Below are 19142 nucleotides of genomic sequence, written 5' to 3'. Positions count from 1 at the left end.
GGACGGCGCCAACCAAGGTTGGCAACTATCAGGCCCTACCCCTCGTTGGCGACACCATGCGGCACATGGCCGGCGGCCACATGCTCGCGGGCGCTGTCGATGTTGTGCTGCGAATCATCGAAGAAGATGTCGGCGCCGAACGCCTGCAGGAACGGTCCCTTGTGGCGGCCACCGAGGAACAGCGCTTCGTCCAGGCGCACGCCCCACTCACGCAGGGTGCGGATCACCCGCTCATGCGCCGGCGCCGAACGCGCGGTGACCAGCGCGGTGCGGATCGGTGCACTCTCGCCGGCCGGGAACACTTCCTGCAGCGTGTGCAGCGCCGACAGGAAGCCGCGGAACGGGCCGCCGCTGAGGGGTTCGCGGGCACGCTCGCGTTCATGGCGGCCAAACGCTTCCACGCCCTGCTCGCGCGAAATGCGCTCACTCTCGTCGCCGAAGATCACCGCGTCACCGTCAAAGGCGATGCGCAGCTGGCCGGCCGGGCGACCGGTATCGATCTGGTCGGCCGCTGCCGCAGCGGTCTCGCCCGGCGGCTTGGGCAGGATGGTCGCCGCCGCGATGCCATGGCGCAGCGCGCTGCGCACCGATTCCGGGTTGGCCGACAGGAACAGGTCAGTGCCGAACGGCTTCACGTACGGCCAGGTCGGCTCGCCGGCGGTGAACGTCGCACGGATGATGCCCAGGCCGTAATGCTGGATCGAGTTGAAGATGCGCAGGCCGGTATCGGCCGAGTTGCGCGACAGCAGGATCACCTCGACCCGCGGGTTCTCCGGGCTGGCGCCCTGGTTCAGCGCCAGCAGCTTGCGCACCACCGGGAAGGCCACGCCGGGGCCGAGGATGTCGTCCTCATGCTGGCGCTGGAATTCGGCATAGGCCGCCACGCCATCGCTCTCGAACAGCGCGTGGCTTTCCTCGAGGTCGAACAGCGCGCGCGAGGTCACCGCAACGGTCAGCAAACGGGGGGAGTTGTCGCCCATCGGTGGGGGTCCTTCAAGCGGTCGGCGGGGCCGGCCGCCTATTGTCCTCAAAAAACGAACTGTTCGCTCAGGATCCGGTCTTCCAGGTTGTGTTCCGGGTCGAACAGCAGGGTCACGCGGCGGTCCTTCGACTCGCGGATGGTCACTTCGACCACGTCGCGGGTCTCGTGCGAATCAGCGGTCACGCTGATCGGGCGCTTGTAGGGATCGAGCACGCGGAAGCGCACTTCGGTGTCGGCCTTGAGGATCGCCCCGCGCCAGCGTCGCGGCCGATACGGGGCCAGCGGCGTCAGCGCGATGGTATGCGAGCCCAGCGGCAGCACCGGGCCGTGCGCGGAATAGTTGTACGCGGTACTGCCAGCCGGGGTGGCGACCAGCACGCCGTCACCGATCAGTTCGGCCACGCGTTCCTGGCCGTTCAGATCGATGCCGATATGCGCGGCCTGACGGGTCTGGCGCAACAGCGAGACGTCGTTGTAGGCCAGCGAGCCGGTACTGGTGCCCGATTCGGTCAGTGCCACCATCTCCAGCGGACGCAGGTTGGCCGGTTCAGCACGGGCGATGCGCGCCTGCACGTCATCGTCGCCGCGGTACTGGTTCATCAGGAAACCGACCGTGCCCAGCTTCATGCCGAACACCGGCTTGCCCAGGTGCCCATGCCGGTGCAGGGTCTGCAGCATGAAACCATCGCCGCCCAGTGGGCACAGTACATCGGCCTGCTCGGGCGTGTAGTCGCCATAGCGCGACACCATGGCCGCGCGGGCCATCTGCGCGGGCTCGGTGGTGCTGGCCAGGAAAGCGATGCGGGGGGTGTCGCTCATCGGTGGATCCGGGTGGGTTTGATGGAGAGCATAACCGAGCGCCGGGAGTTGGACCCCGTGGGGCGGATGACCGGCATATCCGCCGGGACACGCCGTAAACCCATCCCTGGGGGCTCGATCGCGCCATCCATGGCGCTCACGGTCCCGGCGGATATGCCGGTCATCCACCTGGCAGGTTCACGGCCGGCGTCGGGTCAGGTGGTCGCAAAGATCAAGGGCAGAAACAGAACGGCCCCGCTTTCGCGGGGCCGTTCCGGTTCACGCATGCCAGGCGTGGCCCGGCACTACATCACTTACGCGCCGTGTGCCGCCAGCTGGCCCAGGCGCTGGACTGCGACCGAAACGGTCGGGTAGTCCAGGGTCTTCTGCTCGGCCAGTTCGGCCAGCATCGCCAGGGTGAAGCGCAGGCTGTTGTCGTCACGGCCCATCCAGGCTGCGACCTTGGCCTCCGCGCTGCTGCCCTTGGTGCCCAGCACCTGGCCGGCCAGGTTGCGGTGGTTGGCCGCCAGCTCGTCGCGCAGCACGCCACGTGCCACGGCGTGCCAACGACCGTTGACTTCCAGCGCATCGACCTGCTCGAACAGCCACGGCAGCTGCAGGGCATCGCCCAGGCGGAAGTGGACCTTGGACACGTCCACCGGCTTCAGCTTGCGGGTGCGGGCCAGTTCGATGATGTCGAACGCCGGCTCCAGGAAGTGCAGTTCGGCCAGCTGCTGCGCCAGCGCGGACGGCAGGCCCTTTTCCTTCCACTCGGCCACCAGGGCTTCGTAGGTCGGACGCTGCGAATCCGGCAGCACACCCGAGGCAACGCGGATGTCGTTGAACGGGCCCTGGTAGCGGTTGACCGCTTCGGTGATGCCCGGCATCGCGCCCGGGCGCGACAGCAGCCAGCGCACGAACGAACGCTGCAGCTTCCAGATCACTTCCAGTGCGTCGATCTGCACCGACTCCGGCACCTTGCCGTCGAGGGCATCGATCTGCGCCCACAGCGCGCGCGCATCCAGCGTTTCGCGGCTGATGGTGTAGGCCTTGGCGACCTCGGCGATGGAACGGCCGGTGTCTTCCTGCATGCGCATCAGGAAGGTGGCGCCCATGCGGTTGATGGTCTGGTTGGTCACGGCCGTGGCGATGATTTCGCGCTTCAGGCGGTGACGCTCCATCGCGTCGGCGTACTTCTTCTGCAGCGGGGTCGGGAAGTAGCGCTGCAGCTCCTTGGACAGGTACGGATCTTCCGGGATGTCCGAATCCAGCAGCTGGGCGAACGCCACCAGCTTGGAATAGGACAGCAGTACCGACAGTTCCGGACGGGTCAGGCCCTGGCCGCGCGCCTTGCGCTGGGACAGCTCGGCGTCGGACGGCAGGAACTCGATCTGGCGATCGAGCAGGCCCTGCTGTTCCAGGGTACGGATGAAGTGCTGCTTGGAACCCAGGCGCTTGACCGCCATCCGCTCCATCAGGCTCAGCGCCTGGTTCTGGCGGTAGTTGTCATTGAGCACCAGCTCGGCGACTTCATCGGTCATCGAGGCCAGCAGCTTGTTGCGCTGCTCGACGGTCAGCTTCTTGGCCCGCACCACATCGTTGAGCAGGATCTTGATGTTGACTTCGTGGTCGGAGGTGTCGACACCGGCCGAGTTGTCGATGAAGTCGGTGTTGAGCAGCACGCCGGCCTGGGCGGCTTCGATGCGGCCCAGCTGGGTCATGCCCAGGTTGCCGCCCTCGCCCACCACCTTGCAGCGCAGCTCGCCACCGTTCACGCGCAGCGCGTTGTTGGCGCGGTCGCCGACATCGCTGTGCTGCTCGCTGGCGGCCTTCACGTAGGTACCGATGCCGCCGTTCCACAGCAGGTCGACCGGTGCCTTCAGGATCGCGCTCATCAGATCGTTCGGCGACAGCGCCTTGACGTTGTCATCCAGGCCCAGCGCTTCACGCACCTGCGGGGTGATCTCGATCGACTTCAGGCTGCGCGGGTACACGCCGCCGCCCTTGCTGATCAACTTGGCGTCGTAGTCCGCCCAGCTCGAACGCGGCACGGTGAACAGGCGCTCACGTTCGACGAACGTGGTGGCCGCATCCGGGTTCGGGTCCAGGAAGATGTGGCGGTGGTCGAAGGCAGCGACCAGGCGGATGTGGCGCGACAGCAGCATGCCGTTGCCGAACACGTCGCCGGACATGTCGCCGACGCCGACCGCTGTGAAGTCCTGGGTCTGGCTGTCACGGCCCAGCGCACGGAAGTGGCGCTTGACCGACTCCCACGCACCACGTGCGGTGATGCCCATGCCCTTGTGGTCGTAACCCACCGAACCACCGGAGGCGAATGCATCGCCCATCCAGAAGCCGTGCGCGATGGCCAGGCCGTTGGCGATGTCGGAGAAGGTCGCGGTGCCCTTGTCGGCCGCAACCACCAGGTACGGATCGTCCATGTCGTGGCGCACGACATCCACCGGCGGCACGATCTTGTTGTTGACGATGTTGTCGGTGATGTCCAGCAGGCCCTGGATGAACAGCTTGTAGCAGGCCACGCCGTTGGCGAAGATCGCGTCGCGGTCACCGTTCACCGGCGGGGTCTTGGCGAAGAAGCCGCCCTTCGCGCCGACCGGCACGATCACGGTGTTCTTGACCATCTGTGCCTTGACCAGGCCCAGCACTTCGGTACGGAAGTCTTCGCGACGATCCGACCAGCGCAGGCCACCACGGGCGACCGCGCCGAAGCGCAGGTGGGTACCTTCCACGCGTGGGCCGTAGACGAAGATTTCGCGGTACGGGCGCGGCTTCGGCAGGTCCGGCACCAGCGCCGAATCGAACTTGAAGCTGATGACATGGCCGTGCTGGCCGTTGGCATCGGTCTGGTAGTAGCTGGTACGCAGGGTCGCGTCGATCACGCCCATGAACGAGCGCAGGATGCGGTCCTCGTCCAGGCTGGACACGCGGTCCATCAGCTTCAGCAGCGCATCGCGCGCGGCCTGCATCTGCGCGTCGCGGTCACCCTTGCGGGCGTCGACCACGGTCTTGAGCACCTTCAGGGTGGCGTCGTCGCCAGCAGCCAGCACATCGAAGTGGGCCTTCAGCTGGGCCTGGCCGGCGGCGATGTCGTCCTTGCTCTCGTGGCCGGTAGCCGGATCGAAGCGCGCCTCGAACAGCTCGACCAGCAGGCGGGCCAGCAGCGGGTAGCGCGCGAAGGTGCCTTCCACGTAGGCCTGCGAGAACGGCACGCCGGTCTGCAGCAGGTACTTGCAGTAGCCGCGCAGCATGGCGACCTGGCGCCAGTGCAGGCCGGCAGCCAGCACCAGGCGGTTGAAGCCGTCGTTCTCGGCATCGCCATGCCAGACGCGGGCAAAGGTCTCGCCGAAGGCTTCATCGACGCTGGCGGCATCGATCGCGCCGGCGGTCGATTCGACCTCGAAGTCCTGCACGTACACCGGGGCGTTGTCGACCGACAGGCGGTACGGACGCTCGGCGATCACGCGCAGGCCCATGTTTTCCATCATCGGCAACGCGTCCGACAGCGGAATGTCGTCCAGCTGGCGGTACAGCTTCAGGCGCAGGCCATCACCGCTTTCGCGCGGCACGGCCTGCAGGCTCAGGCGCAGGTCGTCCGGGCCGGTCAGGGCGTCGAGCTGGCTGACATCGTTGGCGGCAACGGCGGTGCTGTTGTCTTCGATGTAGCCGGCCGGCAATGCCTTGCCGATACGGGCGGCGATGCGCAGGCCTTCGGTTTCGCCATGGCGGGCCACCAGCGCTTCACGCAGGTCGTCCTGCCAGTTGCGCAGCACCTGGGCCAGCTTCTGCTCCAGTTCGGCGGTATCGACGTCGAGCATTTCACCCGGCTTCGGGCGCACGATCAGGTGCACCTGGGCCAGCGGCGATTCGCCCAGCACCACCGAGCTGTCGACGTACTCGCCGTGCAGCGCGTCTTTCAGCATCGCTTCGATGCGCAGGCGCACGTCGGTGTTGAAGCGCTCGCGCGGCAGGTAGACCAGCGCGGAGATGAAACGGCTGTACTTGTCGCGACGCAGGAACAGGCGGCTTCGCACACGCTCCTGCAGGCCCAGCACGCCCATCGCGGTACGCAACAGTTCGTCCTCGCTGGACTGGAACAGTTCTTCGCGCGGCAGGGTTTCCAGGATGTGGCGCAGGGCCTTGCCGCTGTGGCTGGCCGGGGCCAGGCCCGACTGCTTCATCACGTGCTCGTGGCGCTGGCGCACCAGCGGGATTTCCCACGGGCGACGGTTGTAGGCGCTGGAGGTGAACAGGCCGAGGAAGCGCTGCTCGCCGATGATCTTGCCCTTGGCGTCGAATTCCAGCACGCCGATGTAGTCCATGTAGCCGGCGCGGTGCACGCGCGAACGGGCATTGGTCTTGGTCAGGATCAGCGCGTCCTTCAGACCGGACGTCGCGTTCAGGCCCTGCGCGGCCAGCGTCTTGACCGGACGGGCGGCGGACTTGTCCTTGCCGCGCATCAGGCCCAGGCCGGTGTCGTTCAGCGGCGCCAGCACTTCTTCCTTGCCCTGCTTCTCCACGCGGTACTCGCGGTAGCCGAAGAAGGTGAAGTGGTTGTCGGCGGCCCAGCGCAGGAATTCCTGTGCTTCCTTGCGCGAGGCTGCGTCGACCGGCAGCTGGCGGCTGCCCAGGTCGTCGGCCAGTGCCAGCGCCTTGTCCTTCATCGGCTGCCAGTCGCGCACGATCGCACGCACTTCGTCCAACGCCTTGTTGATGGCCTGCTCGATGGCCGCCATGGCTTCGGCCGGCTGGCGGTCGATTTCCAGCAGCATCACCGACTCGGCATCACCCTCGCCGACCTTGACCAGCTTGCCGGCCTTGTCGCGGGTGAAGCGCAGCACCGGATGGCCCAGCACGTGGACACCCACGCCCTGTTCGGCCAGCGACATGGTGACGGTGTCGACCAGGAACGGCATGTCGTCGTTGACGATCTGCAGCACGGTGTGCGGCGATTCCCAACCGTTGGCCTTCGCGGTCGGATTGAACACGCGGACGTTGGCCTTGCCGGCCTTGCGGGCACGGGCGAATTCCAGCGTCTCAGCCGCGAGAGCGGCCCACTCTTCAGCGCTGTGATGCGGAAACTCGTCCGACTCCATGCGCTTGTAGAAGTCAGTGGCGAAGGCCACCGCTTCGGCCTGTGCGGCCGCGGGGTAACGCTTGCGCAATGCCGTGTACACCGGCTCCAGGGAGAAACCAGCGGTAACTGCGACCTCCGCTTCTGCTGGTTTGGTCTTGTTTTTCACGGTCTTGGCTGCGGTTTTTTGCGGTTTCATGGCAGAGCGATGCGCTTGCTCAGTTGGGAAAATGAAATTGTAGCCCTACCGCATGAAAAGGCCTTGCTGCAGGACGGAATAAGTAGATTCGGGTTTGCTGCGGTTTAGACGCCTATTCAGTTCGCACCGGTATGGTGCTGGCGCCCGCTTCAGCACTGCCGACAGGATCGGCAAAGCGTGTTACCGGAAGACACACGCGGCGACCCGGATTCGATTCCACAATCCTGAACTGGACGGTATAGTCCACCGCGTGAACCCGGCCTACCTCCCCGTTGCCCTCGACGCACGCGATGAGCGCGTGTTCGATGCCGTGCGCGAGCTGCTGGCCCAGCAGGGCATGCAGATGAGCATGGACGCGGTGGCCCAGCACGCCGGCTGCTCCAAGCAGACCCTGTACTCGCGCTATGGCAGCAAGCAGGACCTGCTGCGGCGGGTGATGCAGCGCCATGTCGGCCACGCCACCGGCGCCATGGTTCGTGCACTCCGCAGTGACGACCTGCGTGCCAGCCTGCTCCAGTTCGCCATCGACTTCCTGGAGCATTTCAACCAACCGCACGTGGGCCAGGCCTGTCGGCTGATCGCCGCCGATGCGTCCCAGTTTCCCGAAGAGGCGCGTACGCTGTACCGGCATGGCGCCGGCGCGCTGACGCTTCATCTTGCTGAATGGATTGAAACCGTTTGCATGCAAGGCCAGCTCCGGCATGACGACCCGCACTTCATGGCCGAACTGCTGCTGAGCATGATCGCCGGTCAGGATTTCGACAAACAGCGCTTCCATACCCCCCATCGTGATGACGCGCTGCTGCGTCGGCGCTGGGCAGAGTTCTCCGTCGACAGCTTCCTGCGCGCGTTCGCGCCACAGCCGTCGGCGGCCCCGTCTACAAACCAACCCCGGAGTTCCTCCTGATGATCGCCCCACTCCGCACCCTTGCCTTGACGTGCGCCGTTGCTGTCGCTCTGGCTGCCTGCAAGAAGCCGGAACAGCAGACGCCCCCGCCGCCGGAGGTGGGCGTGATCGACGCCAAGCCGCAGACCCTGCCGCTGCAGCGTGAGCTGGTCGGCCGCCTGTCGCCGTTCCGCAGCGCCGACGTGCGCGCGCGTGTGCCGGGCGTGCTGCTCAAGCGCGTCTACCAGGAGGGCTCGCAGGTCAAGCAGGGCCAGACCCTGTTCCTGATCGACCCGGCGCCGCTGCGTGCCTCGCTCAATGCCTCCGAGGCCCAGCTGGCCTCGGCCCGCGCAACCTACGCCAACGCCAAGGTCGCGGCCGACCGCGCGCGTTCGCTGGCCCCGCAGCAGTTCGTCTCCAAGTCCGACCTGGACAACGCCGAATCGGCCGAGCGCACCGCGCTGGCTGCGGTCAAGCAGGCCGAAGCGGCAGTGACCTCCTCGCGCATCAACCTGGGCTACACCGAAGTGACGGCGCCGATCAGCGGCGTGGCCAACAAGCAGCAGGTTACCGAGGGTGCGCTGGTCGGCCAGGGCGATGTGACCCTGCTGACCACCGTCGACCAGCTCGACCCGCTGTACGTCAACTTCTCGCTGAGCGTGGATGAGCTGACCCAGCTGCGCGCCCAGCAGGCCAAGGGTGCGCTGGCGCTGTCCGGCGATGGCAAGGCCACGGTCAACGTCAAGCTGGCCGACGGCACCACCTACAGTGAACCGGGCACGCTGGACTTCTCCTCCACCACGGTCGACCCGGCCACCGGCGCGGTGTCGCTGCGTGCGCTGCTGCCGAACCCGCAGCAGATCCTGCTGCCGGGCGCCTTCGTCAGCTTCCAGGCCAACCTGGGCGAGCGCAACAACGCCTACCTGGTGCCGCAGCAGGCCCTGCTGCGCGATACCACCGGCGGTTACGTGATGGTGGTCGGTGCAGACGGCAAGGTCGTGCGCAAGAACGTCAAGACCGATGGCGCGCAGAACGGCAACTGGCTGGTCAGCGACGGCCTGGCCGCCGGTGACAAGGTGATCGTGGCCGGCGTGCAGAAGGTCAAGGAAGGTGCACCGGCGGTGGCCAAGCCGTGGACCCCGGGGCAGGACGCCAACGGCAAGCCTGCTGCGGGCGGCGCCGCTCCTGCGGGCGCGGCACCGGCCGCAGGCAAGGCACCGGCCGACGCGGCCAAGCCCGAGCAGGCCGATGCGGCCAAGCCGGCCGCCACCGATTCGAACAAGCAGTAACGGGAACCTTCCGTCATGCCTAAATTTTTCATCGAACATCCAGTCTTCGCCTGGGTGGTTGCGATCCTGATCTCGCTCAGCGGCGTGATCGCGATCCTCAACCTGGGCGTGGAGTCCTATCCCAACATCGCCCCGCCGCAGGTCACCGTCTCGGCGACCTACCCGGGCGCCAGCGCGGATACCACCGAAAAATCGGTCACCCAGGTGATCGAGCAGCAGCTGACCGGTATCGATCACCTGTTGTACTTCAGCTCTTCGTCCGCCTCCAACGGCCGCGCGCAGATCACCCTGACCTTCGAAACCGGTACCGATCCGGACATCGCGCAGGTGCAGGTGCAGAACAAGGTGTCGCTGGCCACGCCACGCCTGCCTTCGGAAGTGACCCAGCAGGGTGTGGTGGTGGCCAAGGCCAACGCCGGCTTCCTGATGGTGATCGCGCTGCAGTCCGATACGCCGGCCATCAACCGTGACGCCCTGAACGACATCGTCGGTTCACGCGTGCTCGACCAGGTCTCGCGCATCCCCGGCGTCGGCAGCACCCAGCAGTTCGGTTCCGAGTACGCCATGAACATCTGGCTGAACCCGGAAAAGATGCAGGGTTATGGCCTGTCGGCCAGCCAGGTGCTGGCCGCGGTACGTGCGCAGAACGTGCAGTTCGCCGCCGGTGCGCTGGGTTCGGACCCGTCGCCGGAAGGCCAGCACTTCACCGCCACGGTCTCGGCTGAAGGCCGCTTCAGCTCGCCGCAGGAATTCGAGAACATCATCCTGCGCGCCAACGCTGACGGCTCGCGCGTGCTGCTGAAGGACATCGCCCGCGTTGCATTCGGTGCCAACAACTACGGCTTCGACACCCAGTACAACGGCAAGCCGACAGGTGCCTTCGCCATCCAGCTGCTGCCGGGCGCCAACGCCCTGAACGTGGCCGATGCGGTGCGCGGCAAGATGGACGAGCTGCAGCCCAGCTTCCCGTCCGGCGTGACCTGGTTCTCGCCGTACGACAGCACCACCTTCGTCAAGATCTCGATCCAGGAAGTGGTCAAGACACTGTTCGAAGCAGTGTTCCTGGTGTTCCTGGTGATGCTGATCTTCCTGCAGAACTTCCGCGCCACCCTCATCCCGACCCTGGTCATCCCGGTGGCCCTGCTCGGCACCTTCCTGGGCATGTGGATGATCGGCTTCACGATCAACCAGCTGACCCTGTTCGCGATGGTGCTGGCGATCGGCATCGTGGTCGATGACGCGATCGTGGTGATCGAGAACGTCGAACGCATCATGACCGAGGAAGGCCTGGCGCCGAAGCCGGCCACGCAGAAGGCGATGACCCAGATCACCGGCGCGGTGGTGGCGATCACCGTCGTGCTGGCGGCGGTGTTCATCCCGTCCGCCCTGCAGGGCGGCGCCGCCGGTGAGATCTACAAGCAGTTCGCCCTGACCATCGCCATCTCGATGGCGTTCTCGGCGTTCCTGGCGCTGGGCTTCACCCCGGCGCTGTGCGCGACCTTCCTCAAGCCGACGCACAACGACAACCCGAACATCGTCTACCGCACCTTCAACAAGTACTACGACAAGATCAGCCACACCTACGTGGGCCATATCACCTCGGCGGTGCGCCATGCGCCGCGCTGGATGATCCTGTTCGTGGTGCTGACCGCACTGTGCGGCTTCCTGTTCACCCGCATGCCGGGCAGCTTCCTGCCGGAAGAAGACCAGGGCTATGCGCTGGCGATCGTGCAGCTGCCGCCGGGCTCGACCAAGGGCCAGACCAACGAAGTGTTCGGCCAGATGCGCGGCATCCTGGAAAAGCAGGATGGCTATGAGGGCATGCTGCAGGTGGCCGGCTTCAGCTTCGTCGGTTCCGGCGAGAACGTCGGCATGGGCTTCATCCGCCTGAAGCCGTGGGAGGAACGCAAGTTCACCGCGCCCGAGTTCATCCAGAACATGAACGGCGCGTTCTATGGCATCAAGGAAGCGCAGATCTTCGTGGTCAACCTGCCCACCGTGCAGGGCCTCGGCCAGTTCGGCGGCTTCGACATGTGGCTGCAGGACCGTAGCGGTGCCGGTTACGAGCAGCTGACCCAGGCCCGCAACATCCTGCTCGGCCAGGCCGCACAGAAGCCGGACCACCTGGTTGGCGTGCGCCCGAACGGCCTGGAAAATGCCCCGCAGCTGCAACTGCACGTGGACCGCGTGCAGGCGCAGTCGATGGGCATGTCGGTGTCGGACGTGTACAGCACCATCCAGCTGATGCTGGCCCCGGTGTACGTCAACGACTTCTTCTACGAAGGCCGCATCAAGCGCGTGACCATGCAGGCCGATGGTCCGTACCGCACCGGCCAGGAATCGCTGAAGAGCTTCTACAGCCCGTCCAGCCTGACCAAGAACGCCGATGGCACCAATTCGATGATCCCGCTGAACACGGTGGTCAAGTCCGAATGGGTGTCGGCACCGCCGTCGCTGAGCCGCTACAACGGCTACTCGGCGATCAACATCGTCGGCTCGCAGGCCCCGGGTACCAGCTCGGGCGAGGCGATGCAGACCATGGAGAGCATCGTCAACGACGACCTGCCGGCCGGCTTCGGCTACGACTGGTCGGGCATGTCCTACCAGGAAATCCTGGCCGGCAACGCCGCGACGCTGCTGCTGGTGCTGTCCATCGTGGTGGTGTTCCTGTGCCTGGCCGCCCTGTATGAGAGCTGGTCGATCCCGGTCGCGGTGCTGTTGGTGGTACCACTGGGTGTGCTCGGCGCCCTCGGCCTTTCGATGCTGCGCGGCCTGCCCAACGATCTGTTCTTCAAGATCGGTCTGATCACCGTGATCGGCCTGGCAGCGAAGAACGCGATCCTGATCGTGGAGTTCGCGGTAGAGCAACGTGCAGCAGGCAAGAACCTGCGCGACGCCACCATCGAGGCGGCCCGTCTGCGCTTCCGCCCGATCCTGATGACGTCGTTCGCGTTCATCATGGGCGTGATCCCGATGGCGATCTCCACCGGTGCCGGCGCCAACTCCCGCCATGCCATCGGTACCGGCGTGATCGGCGGCATGCTGTTCGCGACCCTGCTCGGCCTGCTGATGATCCCGGTGTTCTTCGTGGTCGTGCGCCGCATGCTGGGCGACAAGCTGGATGAACCGTCCAAGGAGTTCATGGAACGCCAGCGCGACGCAGATGCTGCACACCGTCCGGATCGTTGATCCAGCGGTGAACTGAAACGAGAAAGGCCCCGGAGCGATCCGGGGCCTTTTTTGCAGGTTTCCGTAGAGCCGAGCCCACGCTCGGCTGCTTTTGCTTCCTGTAGAGCCGAGCCCATGCTCGGCTGCTTTTACCCGAGCCGAGCATGGGCTCGGCTCTACAGAAAGCGCAGGCCACGGCGCATCCACGCATGGCGTGGATCTACTGGCCGCGAAAGCCGAGCATGGGCTCGGCTCTACGGCAAGCTCCAACCCCTCAGCGCAACAGCGCGACCGCCACGCACACCACTACGAGTACCAGCGCAGCCCATTGCATCGGCACAAAGAAGAAATGATGGGGTGCGGCCTCGCCCTTCTGCCGGGGCGCACGGTTGAACCACAGGCCCAGCATTACGTTTACCGCCGCGCCAATGCCTGCACCCAACAGAACCTGCGTCAGCGGAGTGTTGCCCCTGGGGCCTTCATGCGGGAAGAAGTACGCCAGCAGCAGGATGGCTGCAATCGGCGTCACCAGCGTCATGAATCCCCAACCACGATAGATCATCATTGCAGACCGCGTAATAAACGATCTGTATTGGAACAGATCGGCTATCGCCCGGCCAAGAAGACCGTGTAGATCCACGCATGGCGTGGATCTACCGGCCGCGCCGCCGTTGCAGCGGCGCGGCCGGTCGAACTCAACGCAGCCCGGTCTCGTTGCGGGCGATCACCAGGCGCTGGATTTCCGAAGTACCCTCGTAGATCTCGGTGATCTTGGCATCACGGAAGTAGCGCTCCAGCGGCATTTCCTTGGAGTACCCCATGCCACCGTGGATCTGCACGGCCTGGTGGGTGATCCACATCGCCGCTTCCGAAGCGGTCAGCTTGGCCACGGCCGCTTCCGTGCTGAAACGCTTGCCCTGGCCCTTCACCCACGCCGCGCGCAGGGTCAGCAGCAGCGCTGCATCCAGCTTGCACTTCATGTCGGCAATCTTGGCCTGGGTCATCTGGAAGGTGCCGATGGCCGCGCCGAATGCCTTGCGCTCCTTCACGTATTCCAGGGTCGCTTCATAGGCGGCGCGGGCGATGCCGATGGCCTGCGAGGCGATACCGATGCGGCCAGCATCGAGCACGCTCATGGCGATCTTGAAGCCCTCGCCTTCCTGGCCCAGCACGTCTTCGGCCTGCGCCACGTAATCGTTGAACTCGATCTCGCAGGTGGCCGAGGCACGGATGCCCAGCTTCGGTTCGGTCTTGCCGCGACCGAAGCCCGCCTTGTCGGTATCGATGAGGAAGGCGGTGATGCCGCGCGCGCCCTTGTCCGGCTCGCTCATCGCGAACAGCACGATGTACTTGGCCACCGGGCCGGAGGTGATCCAGCTCTTCTTGCCGTTGATGATGAAGGTGCCGTCGGCCTGCTTCACGGCGCGGCAGCGCATGGCCGTGGCGTCCGAACCGGACTGCGGCTCGGTCAGCGCAAACGCGCCGATGGCCTCGCCCTCGGCGATGGCACGCACGTACTTCTGCTTCTGTTCCTCGGTACCGTGGGTGAGGATGCCATTGCAGAACAGCGAGTTGTTGACCGACATGATGGTCGAGTGGGCAGCGTCGGCGGCAGCGACCTCCACCATCGCCAGCACGTACGCAACCGGGTCCATGCCCGCGCCACCGTATTCGGTCGGCACTTCGATGCCCATCAGGCCGTTCTCGCCCAGCAGGCGTATGTTGTCCAGCGGGAACTCGCCGGTGCGGTCATGGTGCTCCGCGCTCGGGGCGATCTTTTCCTGCGCGATGCGCCGCGCAACGTCCTGCAACATCAACTGCTCTTCAGTAAAGCTGAAATCCACAACACCCTCCCGGGTACATGATGTTATGGGCCGCGCACGGCGCGCCCAGGTGCCCCGATTGTACCGGGGCCCGGGGAATTCCGTACGCCAGCGACTTGACCGCGGCAGGCGCTCTCGGCGAATATATCTCTATATCGCGATAGGTAGATATTTATGGATCTTGAAGACTGGTCGACACGCCTGAAGGTGTTCGCCGATGCGACCCGCGTGCGCCTGCTGGCGCTGCTGGAGCAGGAGGAACTGACCGTGGCCGAACTGTCAGCGATCACCCGCCTGGCACAGCCGCGCGTCTCCACCCACCTGGCGCGCCTGAAGGAAGCCGGCCTGGTTCGCGACCGCCGTGCCGGCGTGTCGGCCTATTACCGCTTCGACGAGGCCCAGCTGGACCCGGCGCAGCGTGCATTGTGGCATGCCCTGAGCAACGGAAGCGACGACCCGCTGCTGCGGCAGGACGCCGAACGTGTTGCCGCCGTCCTGGCCCACCGCGCCTCCGACCAGAACTGGGCCGACAGCGTGGCCGGCGACATGGAGCGCCACTACTCCCCTGGCCGTACCTGGGAAGCGCTGGCGCGTACCGCGCTGCCGCTGCTGGAAACCGGCGACGTGCTGGACATCGCCTCCGGCGACGGCGTGCTGGCCGAACTCGTCGCCCCGCATGCCAAGCGCTACATCTGCATCGATACCAGCGCGCGCGTGGTTGCCGCCGCCAGCGAGCGCCTGCGCCGCCTGCCCAATGTGGAAGTGCGCGAGGGCGACATGCATGCGCTGCCGTTCAAGGACGGCAGCTTCGACCTGGTGGTGCTGATGCACGCGCTGACCTACGCCAGCAAGCCGGCGCAGGCGGTAACCGAAGCCGCGCGCGTGCTGCGCCAGGGCGGGCGCCTGCTGCTGTGCAGCCTGGCCCGCCATGAGCACAAGGCGGCAGTGGAGGCCTACGGCCACGTCAACCTCGGCTTCAGCGACAAGGAGCTGCGCAGGTTCGTCGACAAGGCCGGCCTGCAGGTATCAAGCCTGGAGACGGTTACCCGCGAGAAGCGCCCGCCGCACTTTGAAGTGATTTCGCTGATCGCCAACAAGCCCTGAGCCCGAGAACGCCATGTCCGCCCTGCCCTGGTTGCATCCTGATCGTGTCAATGCCCTGCTCGACGCCCTGCGCCAGCGGATCCTGATCATCGACGGCGCGATGGGGACGATGATCCAGCGCCATGGGCTGCAGGAAGACGATTACCGAGGCGAGCGCTTCGCCGATGGTTACGACCACGCCCATGGCCCCGGCTGCGACCACGGCACACCGGAAGGTCACGATCTCAAAGGCAACAACGATCTGCTGCTGTTGACCCGGCCGCAGGTCATTGCCGACATCCATACCGCCTATCTCGAAGCCGGTGCGGATCTGGTCGAGACCAACACCTTCAACGCCACCTCGGTCAGTCAGGCCGACTACCACCTCGAACACCTGGTCTATGAGCTGAACAAGGCGGGCGCTGCGGTAGCTCGTGCCTGCTGCGATGCCGCCACTGCGAGCACGCCGGACAAACCGCGCTTCGTCATCGGCGTGCTTGGCCCGACCAGCCGCACGGCCTCGATCAGCCCCGACGTCAATGACCCCGGCTTCCGCAACACCAGCTTCGACGAACTGCGCGACACCTACCGCGAAGCCATCGACGGCCTGATCGACGGCGGTGCCGACACGATCATGGTCGAAACCATCTTCGACACGCTCAATGCCAAGGCCGCGCTGTATGCCATTGAAGAAGCCTTCGACGCACGCGGGGCGCGGCTGCCGATCATGATTTCCGGCACCATCACCGATGCCTCCGGTCGCACCCTGTCCGGACAGACCGCCGAGGCCTTCCATGCGTCACTGGCACATGCGCGCCCGCTGTCCATCGGGCTGAACTGCGCATTGGGCGCGGAAGCGATGCGCCCGCACGTGGAAACCCTCTCGCAGGTGTCGGACTGTCATGTCAGTGCGCATCCCAACGCGGGCCTGCCCAATGCCTTTGGCGAGTACGACGAGACGCCCGAAGAAATGGCCACCACCCTGCGAGGTTTCGCCGAGGATGGCCTGTTGAACCTGGTCGGCGGCTGCTGCGGCTCCACGCCCGACCATATCCGCGCGATCGCCCAGGCCGTGGCCGGGCTGCCGCCGCGCGCCCTGCCCGGTTCCCAGGAGCAGCAGGCCGCATGAGCACCTCGCCCTACACCCGCCTGTCCGGCCTGGAGCCGCTGGTCATCACCCCGGACCTGTTGTTCATCAACGTCGGCGAACGCACCAACGTCACCGGCAGCGCGCAGTTCCGCAAACTGATCAAGGAAGGCCGCTACGAAGAAGCGGTGGACGTGGCCCGCCAGCAGGTCGCCAGCGGCGCGCAGATCCTCGACGTCAACATGGACGAGGGCCTGATCGATTCGGAAGCGGCGATGACCCGCTACCTCAACCTGATCATGTCCGAACCGGACATCGCCCGCATCCCGGTGATGGTCGACTCCTCCAAGTGGAGCGTGATCGAGGCCGGCCTGAAGTGCCTGCAGGGCAAGAGCGTCGTCAACTCGATCTCGCTGAAGGAAGGCGAGGCGCTGTTCCGCGAACACGCGCGCAAGGTCCTGCGCTATGGCGCCGCCGCGGTGGTCATGGCCTTCGATGAAGCCGGGCAGGCCGATACCTGCGCGCGCAAGGTCGAGATCTGCACCCGCGCCTACCGCATCCTTGTCGACGAGATCGGTTTCCCGCCGCAGGACATCATCTTCGACCCGAACATCTTCGCCGTCGCGACCGGTATCGAAGAGCACGACAACTATGCAGTGGATTTCATCGAAGCCACCCGCATCATCAAGCAGACGCTGCCGCACTGCCATGTCTCCGGTGGCGTCTCCAACGTCTCGTTCTCGTTCCGTGGCAACGAAACGGTGCGCCAGGCCATCCACTCGGTGTTCCTGTACCACGCCATCGCCGCCGGCATGGACATGGGTATCGTCAACGCCGGCGCGATGCCGATCTACGACGAACTGGAACCGGAACTGCGGGAGCGCGTGGAGGATGTGATCCTCAACCGACGCAGCGATGCCACCGAGCGCCTGCTGGAAATCGCCGAGCGTTACAAGGGCAGGAAAGGCGCGGCGAAGACCGAAGACCTGGCCTGGCGCGAGAAGCCGGTGGCGCAGCGCCTGGCGCATGCACTGGTGCACGGCCTGGATGCCTTCGTGGAAGAAGACACCGAACTGGCCCGGCAGGCCTCCAGCCGCCCGCTGGACGTGATCGAAGGCCCGTTGATGGATGGCATGAACGTGGTCGGCGACCTGTTCGGCGCCGGCAAGATGTTCCTGCCACAGGTGGTCAAGTCCGCGCGGGTGATGAAGAAGGCCGTGGCCTACCTCCTGCCATACATCGAGGCGGAGAAGGCACGCAGCGGCGACACCGCCAAGAGCAACGGCAAGATCATCATGGCCACGGTGAAGGGCGATGTGCATGACATCGGCAAGAACATCGTCGGCGTGGTCCTGGCCTGCAACAACTTCGAGGTCGTCGATCTTGGCGTGATGGTGCCGGCGCAGAAAATCCTCGATGCCGCCCGCGAACACAACGCCGACCTGATCGGCCTGTCCGGACTGATCACTCCCTCGCTGGAGGAGATGAGCCACGTCGCCCGCGAGATGCAGCGCCAGGGCTTCGAGCTGCCGCTGCTGATCGGTGGCGCCACTACCTCGCGTGCGCATACCGCGCTGAAGATCGACCCGCATTACAAAGCGCCCACGGTGTGGGTGAAGGATGCCTCGCGCGCGGTCGGTGTGGCCCAGTCGCTGATCTCGCGTGACCTGCGCGATGCCTTCGTGGCCGCCAACGAAGCCGACTATGCCGAGATCCGCGCCCGCCACCGAAACCGTGGCGACGCCAAGCGCTTGGTCACGCTGGAACATGCACGCGGGCAGAAATTCCAGGGGGGATGGGACAGCTACACGCCGCCGGAACCGAACCAGCCCGGCCTGCACGTATTCGACGACTACCCGCTGGCCGAACTGGTCGACTACATCGACTGGACGCCGTTCTTCCAGGCCTGGGAACTGGCCGGCAAGTTCCCGGCCATCCTCACCGACGAGATCGTCGGCACCCAGGCCAGCGATCTGTACAAGGATGCCCGCGCGATGCTCGAGCGCATCGTCGGCGAGAAATGGCTGACCGCCAAGGCCGTGTTCGGCCTGTGGCCGGCCAACAGCGTCGGCGACGACGTGCGCGTGCAGCACCCGCAGGGCGAGACCACCCTGCACTTCCTGCGCCAGCAGGTGGACAAGCCGGCCGAGCGCCCGGACTTCTGCCTGGCCGATTTCATCGCGCCGGCCGACAGCGGCAAGCAGGACTGGATCGGCGCCTTTGCCGTCACTGCCGGTATCGGCATCGACGCGCATGTGGCGCGCTTCGAAGCCGACCACGACGACTACAACGCGATCCTGCTGAAGGCACTGGCCGACCGCCTCGCCGAAGCGCTGGCCGAACGCCTGCACCAGCGCGTGCGGACCGACTTCTGGGGCCATGAGCAGGCCGAGACGCTGGACAACGAAGCCCTGATCGACGAGCAGTACCGCGGCATCCGTCCGGCCCCCGGTTATCCGGCCTGTCCGGAGCACAGCGAGAAGCGCCGGCTGTTCGACCTGCTGCAGGCCGAAGCCAACGCAGGCATGGAGCTGACCGAGAGTTTCGCGATGCTGCCCACGGCCGCGGTGTCGGGCTACTACTTCAGTCATCCGCAGAGCCAGTACTTCGTGGTGGGACGACTCAGCCGCGAACAGGTCAGCGACTACGCCCGCCGCAAAGGCGTGGACCGCGCCCAGGCCGAGCGCTGGCTGGCCTCCAACCTGGACTACGATCCCGAATGACACAGAAAGGGG

Annotated in this window: 11 protein-coding genes; 6 read left to right on the top strand and 5 right to left on the bottom strand. The window is 65.8% G+C overall.

The features are described 5' to 3' along the window. Window positions 1-35: 35 nt before the first annotated feature. The 3 genes from R1H25_RS05925 to R1H25_RS05915 all read right to left on the bottom strand — a co-directional run bounded on the left by R1H25_RS05925 (window position 36) and on the right by R1H25_RS05915 (window position 7071). Complete coding sequence (locus R1H25_RS05925) at window positions 36-980, bottom strand: 5'-nucleotidase (RefSeq protein WP_005410242.1); 945 nt, start codon at window positions 978-980, stop codon at window positions 36-38. A 47-nt stretch (window positions 981-1027) separates the two neighbouring features. Then, complete coding sequence (locus R1H25_RS05920; RefSeq protein WP_049445646.1) at window positions 1028-1801, bottom strand: NAD kinase; 774 nt, start codon at window positions 1799-1801, stop codon at window positions 1028-1030. Window positions 1802-2094: 293 nt separating this feature from the next. Continuing rightward, window positions 2095-7071, bottom strand: coding sequence for an NAD-glutamate dehydrogenase domain-containing protein (locus tag R1H25_RS05915; protein ID WP_088479865.1), 4977 nt, complete (start codon window positions 7069-7071; stop codon window positions 2095-2097). Between the two features lie 250 nt (window positions 7072-7321). On the opposite strand from R1H25_RS05915, the gene R1H25_RS05910 reads away from it, so the two are divergent. From R1H25_RS05910 to R1H25_RS05900, 3 genes are read left to right on the top strand one after another with little or no spacing between them, the layout of a single operon-like run. After that, window positions 7322-7978 (top strand): TetR/AcrR family transcriptional regulator, encoded by a 657-nt coding sequence (locus R1H25_RS05910; protein ID WP_317223106.1) that lies wholly within the window; start codon window positions 7322-7324, stop codon window positions 7976-7978. Further along, a complete protein-coding gene (locus R1H25_RS05905) occupies window positions 7978-9246 on the top strand; it encodes an efflux RND transporter periplasmic adaptor subunit (RefSeq protein WP_317223028.1) in 1269 nt (422 codons plus the stop codon). The genes R1H25_RS05910 and R1H25_RS05905 overlap by 1 nt, the downstream gene beginning before the upstream one ends. A gap of 15 nt (window positions 9247-9261) precedes the next feature. Further along, window positions 9262-12435, top strand: coding sequence for a multidrug efflux RND transporter permease subunit (locus R1H25_RS05900; RefSeq protein ID WP_107379849.1), 3174 nt, complete (start codon window positions 9262-9264; stop codon window positions 12433-12435). Between the two features lie 253 nt (window positions 12436-12688). On the opposite strand, the gene R1H25_RS05895 is transcribed toward R1H25_RS05900, so the two are convergent. Both R1H25_RS05895 and R1H25_RS05890 read right to left on the bottom strand, forming a co-directional pair. Then, the gene (locus tag R1H25_RS05895) at window positions 12689-12976 is read right to left on the bottom strand and encodes a hypothetical protein (protein ID WP_317223105.1); all 288 of its coding nucleotides are present in this window, start codon (window positions 12974-12976) and stop codon (window positions 12689-12691) included. Window positions 12977-13109: 133 nt separating this feature from the next. Continuing rightward, window positions 13110-14258 carry an acyl-CoA dehydrogenase family protein gene (locus R1H25_RS05890; RefSeq protein WP_043402932.1) on the bottom strand — a complete coding sequence of 383 codons (1149 nt, stop codon included), beginning with the start codon at window positions 14256-14258 and terminating at the stop codon, window positions 13110-13112. A gap of 153 nt (window positions 14259-14411) precedes the next feature. Here R1H25_RS05890 and R1H25_RS05885 point away from each other — a divergent pair, with 153 nt between their 5' ends. The 3 genes from R1H25_RS05885 to metH are packed head-to-tail and all read left to right on the top strand — an operon-like array spanning window position 14412 to window position 19130. Beyond that, the gene (locus tag R1H25_RS05885; RefSeq protein ID WP_317223027.1) at window positions 14412-15341 is read left to right on the top strand and encodes a metalloregulator ArsR/SmtB family transcription factor; all 930 of its coding nucleotides are present in this window, start codon (window positions 14412-14414) and stop codon (window positions 15339-15341) included. Between the two features lie 13 nt (window positions 15342-15354). Continuing rightward, window positions 15355-16449 (top strand): homocysteine S-methyltransferase family protein, encoded by a 1095-nt coding sequence (locus tag R1H25_RS05880; protein ID WP_099590089.1) that lies wholly within the window; start codon window positions 15355-15357, stop codon window positions 16447-16449. Continuing rightward, on the top strand, window positions 16446-19130 hold the full coding sequence (gene metH, locus R1H25_RS05875) for a methionine synthase (protein ID WP_317223026.1): 2685 nt from the start codon (window positions 16446-16448) through the stop codon (window positions 19128-19130). Before R1H25_RS05880 ends, metH begins: the two co-directional genes overlap by 4 nt. The last annotated feature ends 12 nt before the right edge of the window (window positions 19131-19142 follow it).

The organism is Stenotrophomonas veracruzanensis (genome assembly GCF_032911525.1).
Taxonomy (GTDB): domain Bacteria; phylum Pseudomonadota; class Gammaproteobacteria; order Xanthomonadales; family Xanthomonadaceae; genus Stenotrophomonas; species Stenotrophomonas africana.
Note: the sequence above shows the minus strand (reverse complement) of the source record. Positions and strands in the feature narration are given on the sequence as shown.

Coding starts and splice junctions, on each gene's coding strand:
- R1H25_RS05880 (WP_099590089.1), top strand. CDS start 15,355: ATGTCCGCCCTGCCCTGGTTGCATCCTGATCGTGTCAATGCCCTGCTC.
- R1H25_RS05920 (WP_049445646.1), bottom strand. CDS start 1,801: ATGAGCGACACCCCCCGCATCGCTTTCCTGGCCAGCACCACCGAGCCC.
- metH (WP_317223026.1), top strand. CDS start 16,446: ATGAGCACCTCGCCCTACACCCGCCTGTCCGGCCTGGAGCCGCTGGTC.
- R1H25_RS05925 (WP_005410242.1), bottom strand. CDS start 980: ATGGGCGACAACTCCCCCCGTTTGCTGACCGTTGCGGTGACCTCGCGC.
- R1H25_RS05900 (WP_107379849.1), top strand. CDS start 9,262: ATGCCTAAATTTTTCATCGAACATCCAGTCTTCGCCTGGGTGGTTGCG.
- R1H25_RS05895 (WP_317223105.1), bottom strand. CDS start 12,976: ATGATCTATCGTGGTTGGGGATTCATGACGCTGGTGACGCCGATTGCA.
- R1H25_RS05915 (WP_088479865.1), bottom strand. CDS start 7,071: ATGAAACCGCAAAAAACCGCAGCCAAGACCGTGAAAAACAAGACCAAA.
- R1H25_RS05905 (WP_317223028.1), top strand. CDS start 7,978: ATGATCGCCCCACTCCGCACCCTTGCCTTGACGTGCGCCGTTGCTGTC.
- R1H25_RS05885 (WP_317223027.1), top strand. CDS start 14,412: ATGGATCTTGAAGACTGGTCGACACGCCTGAAGGTGTTCGCCGATGCG.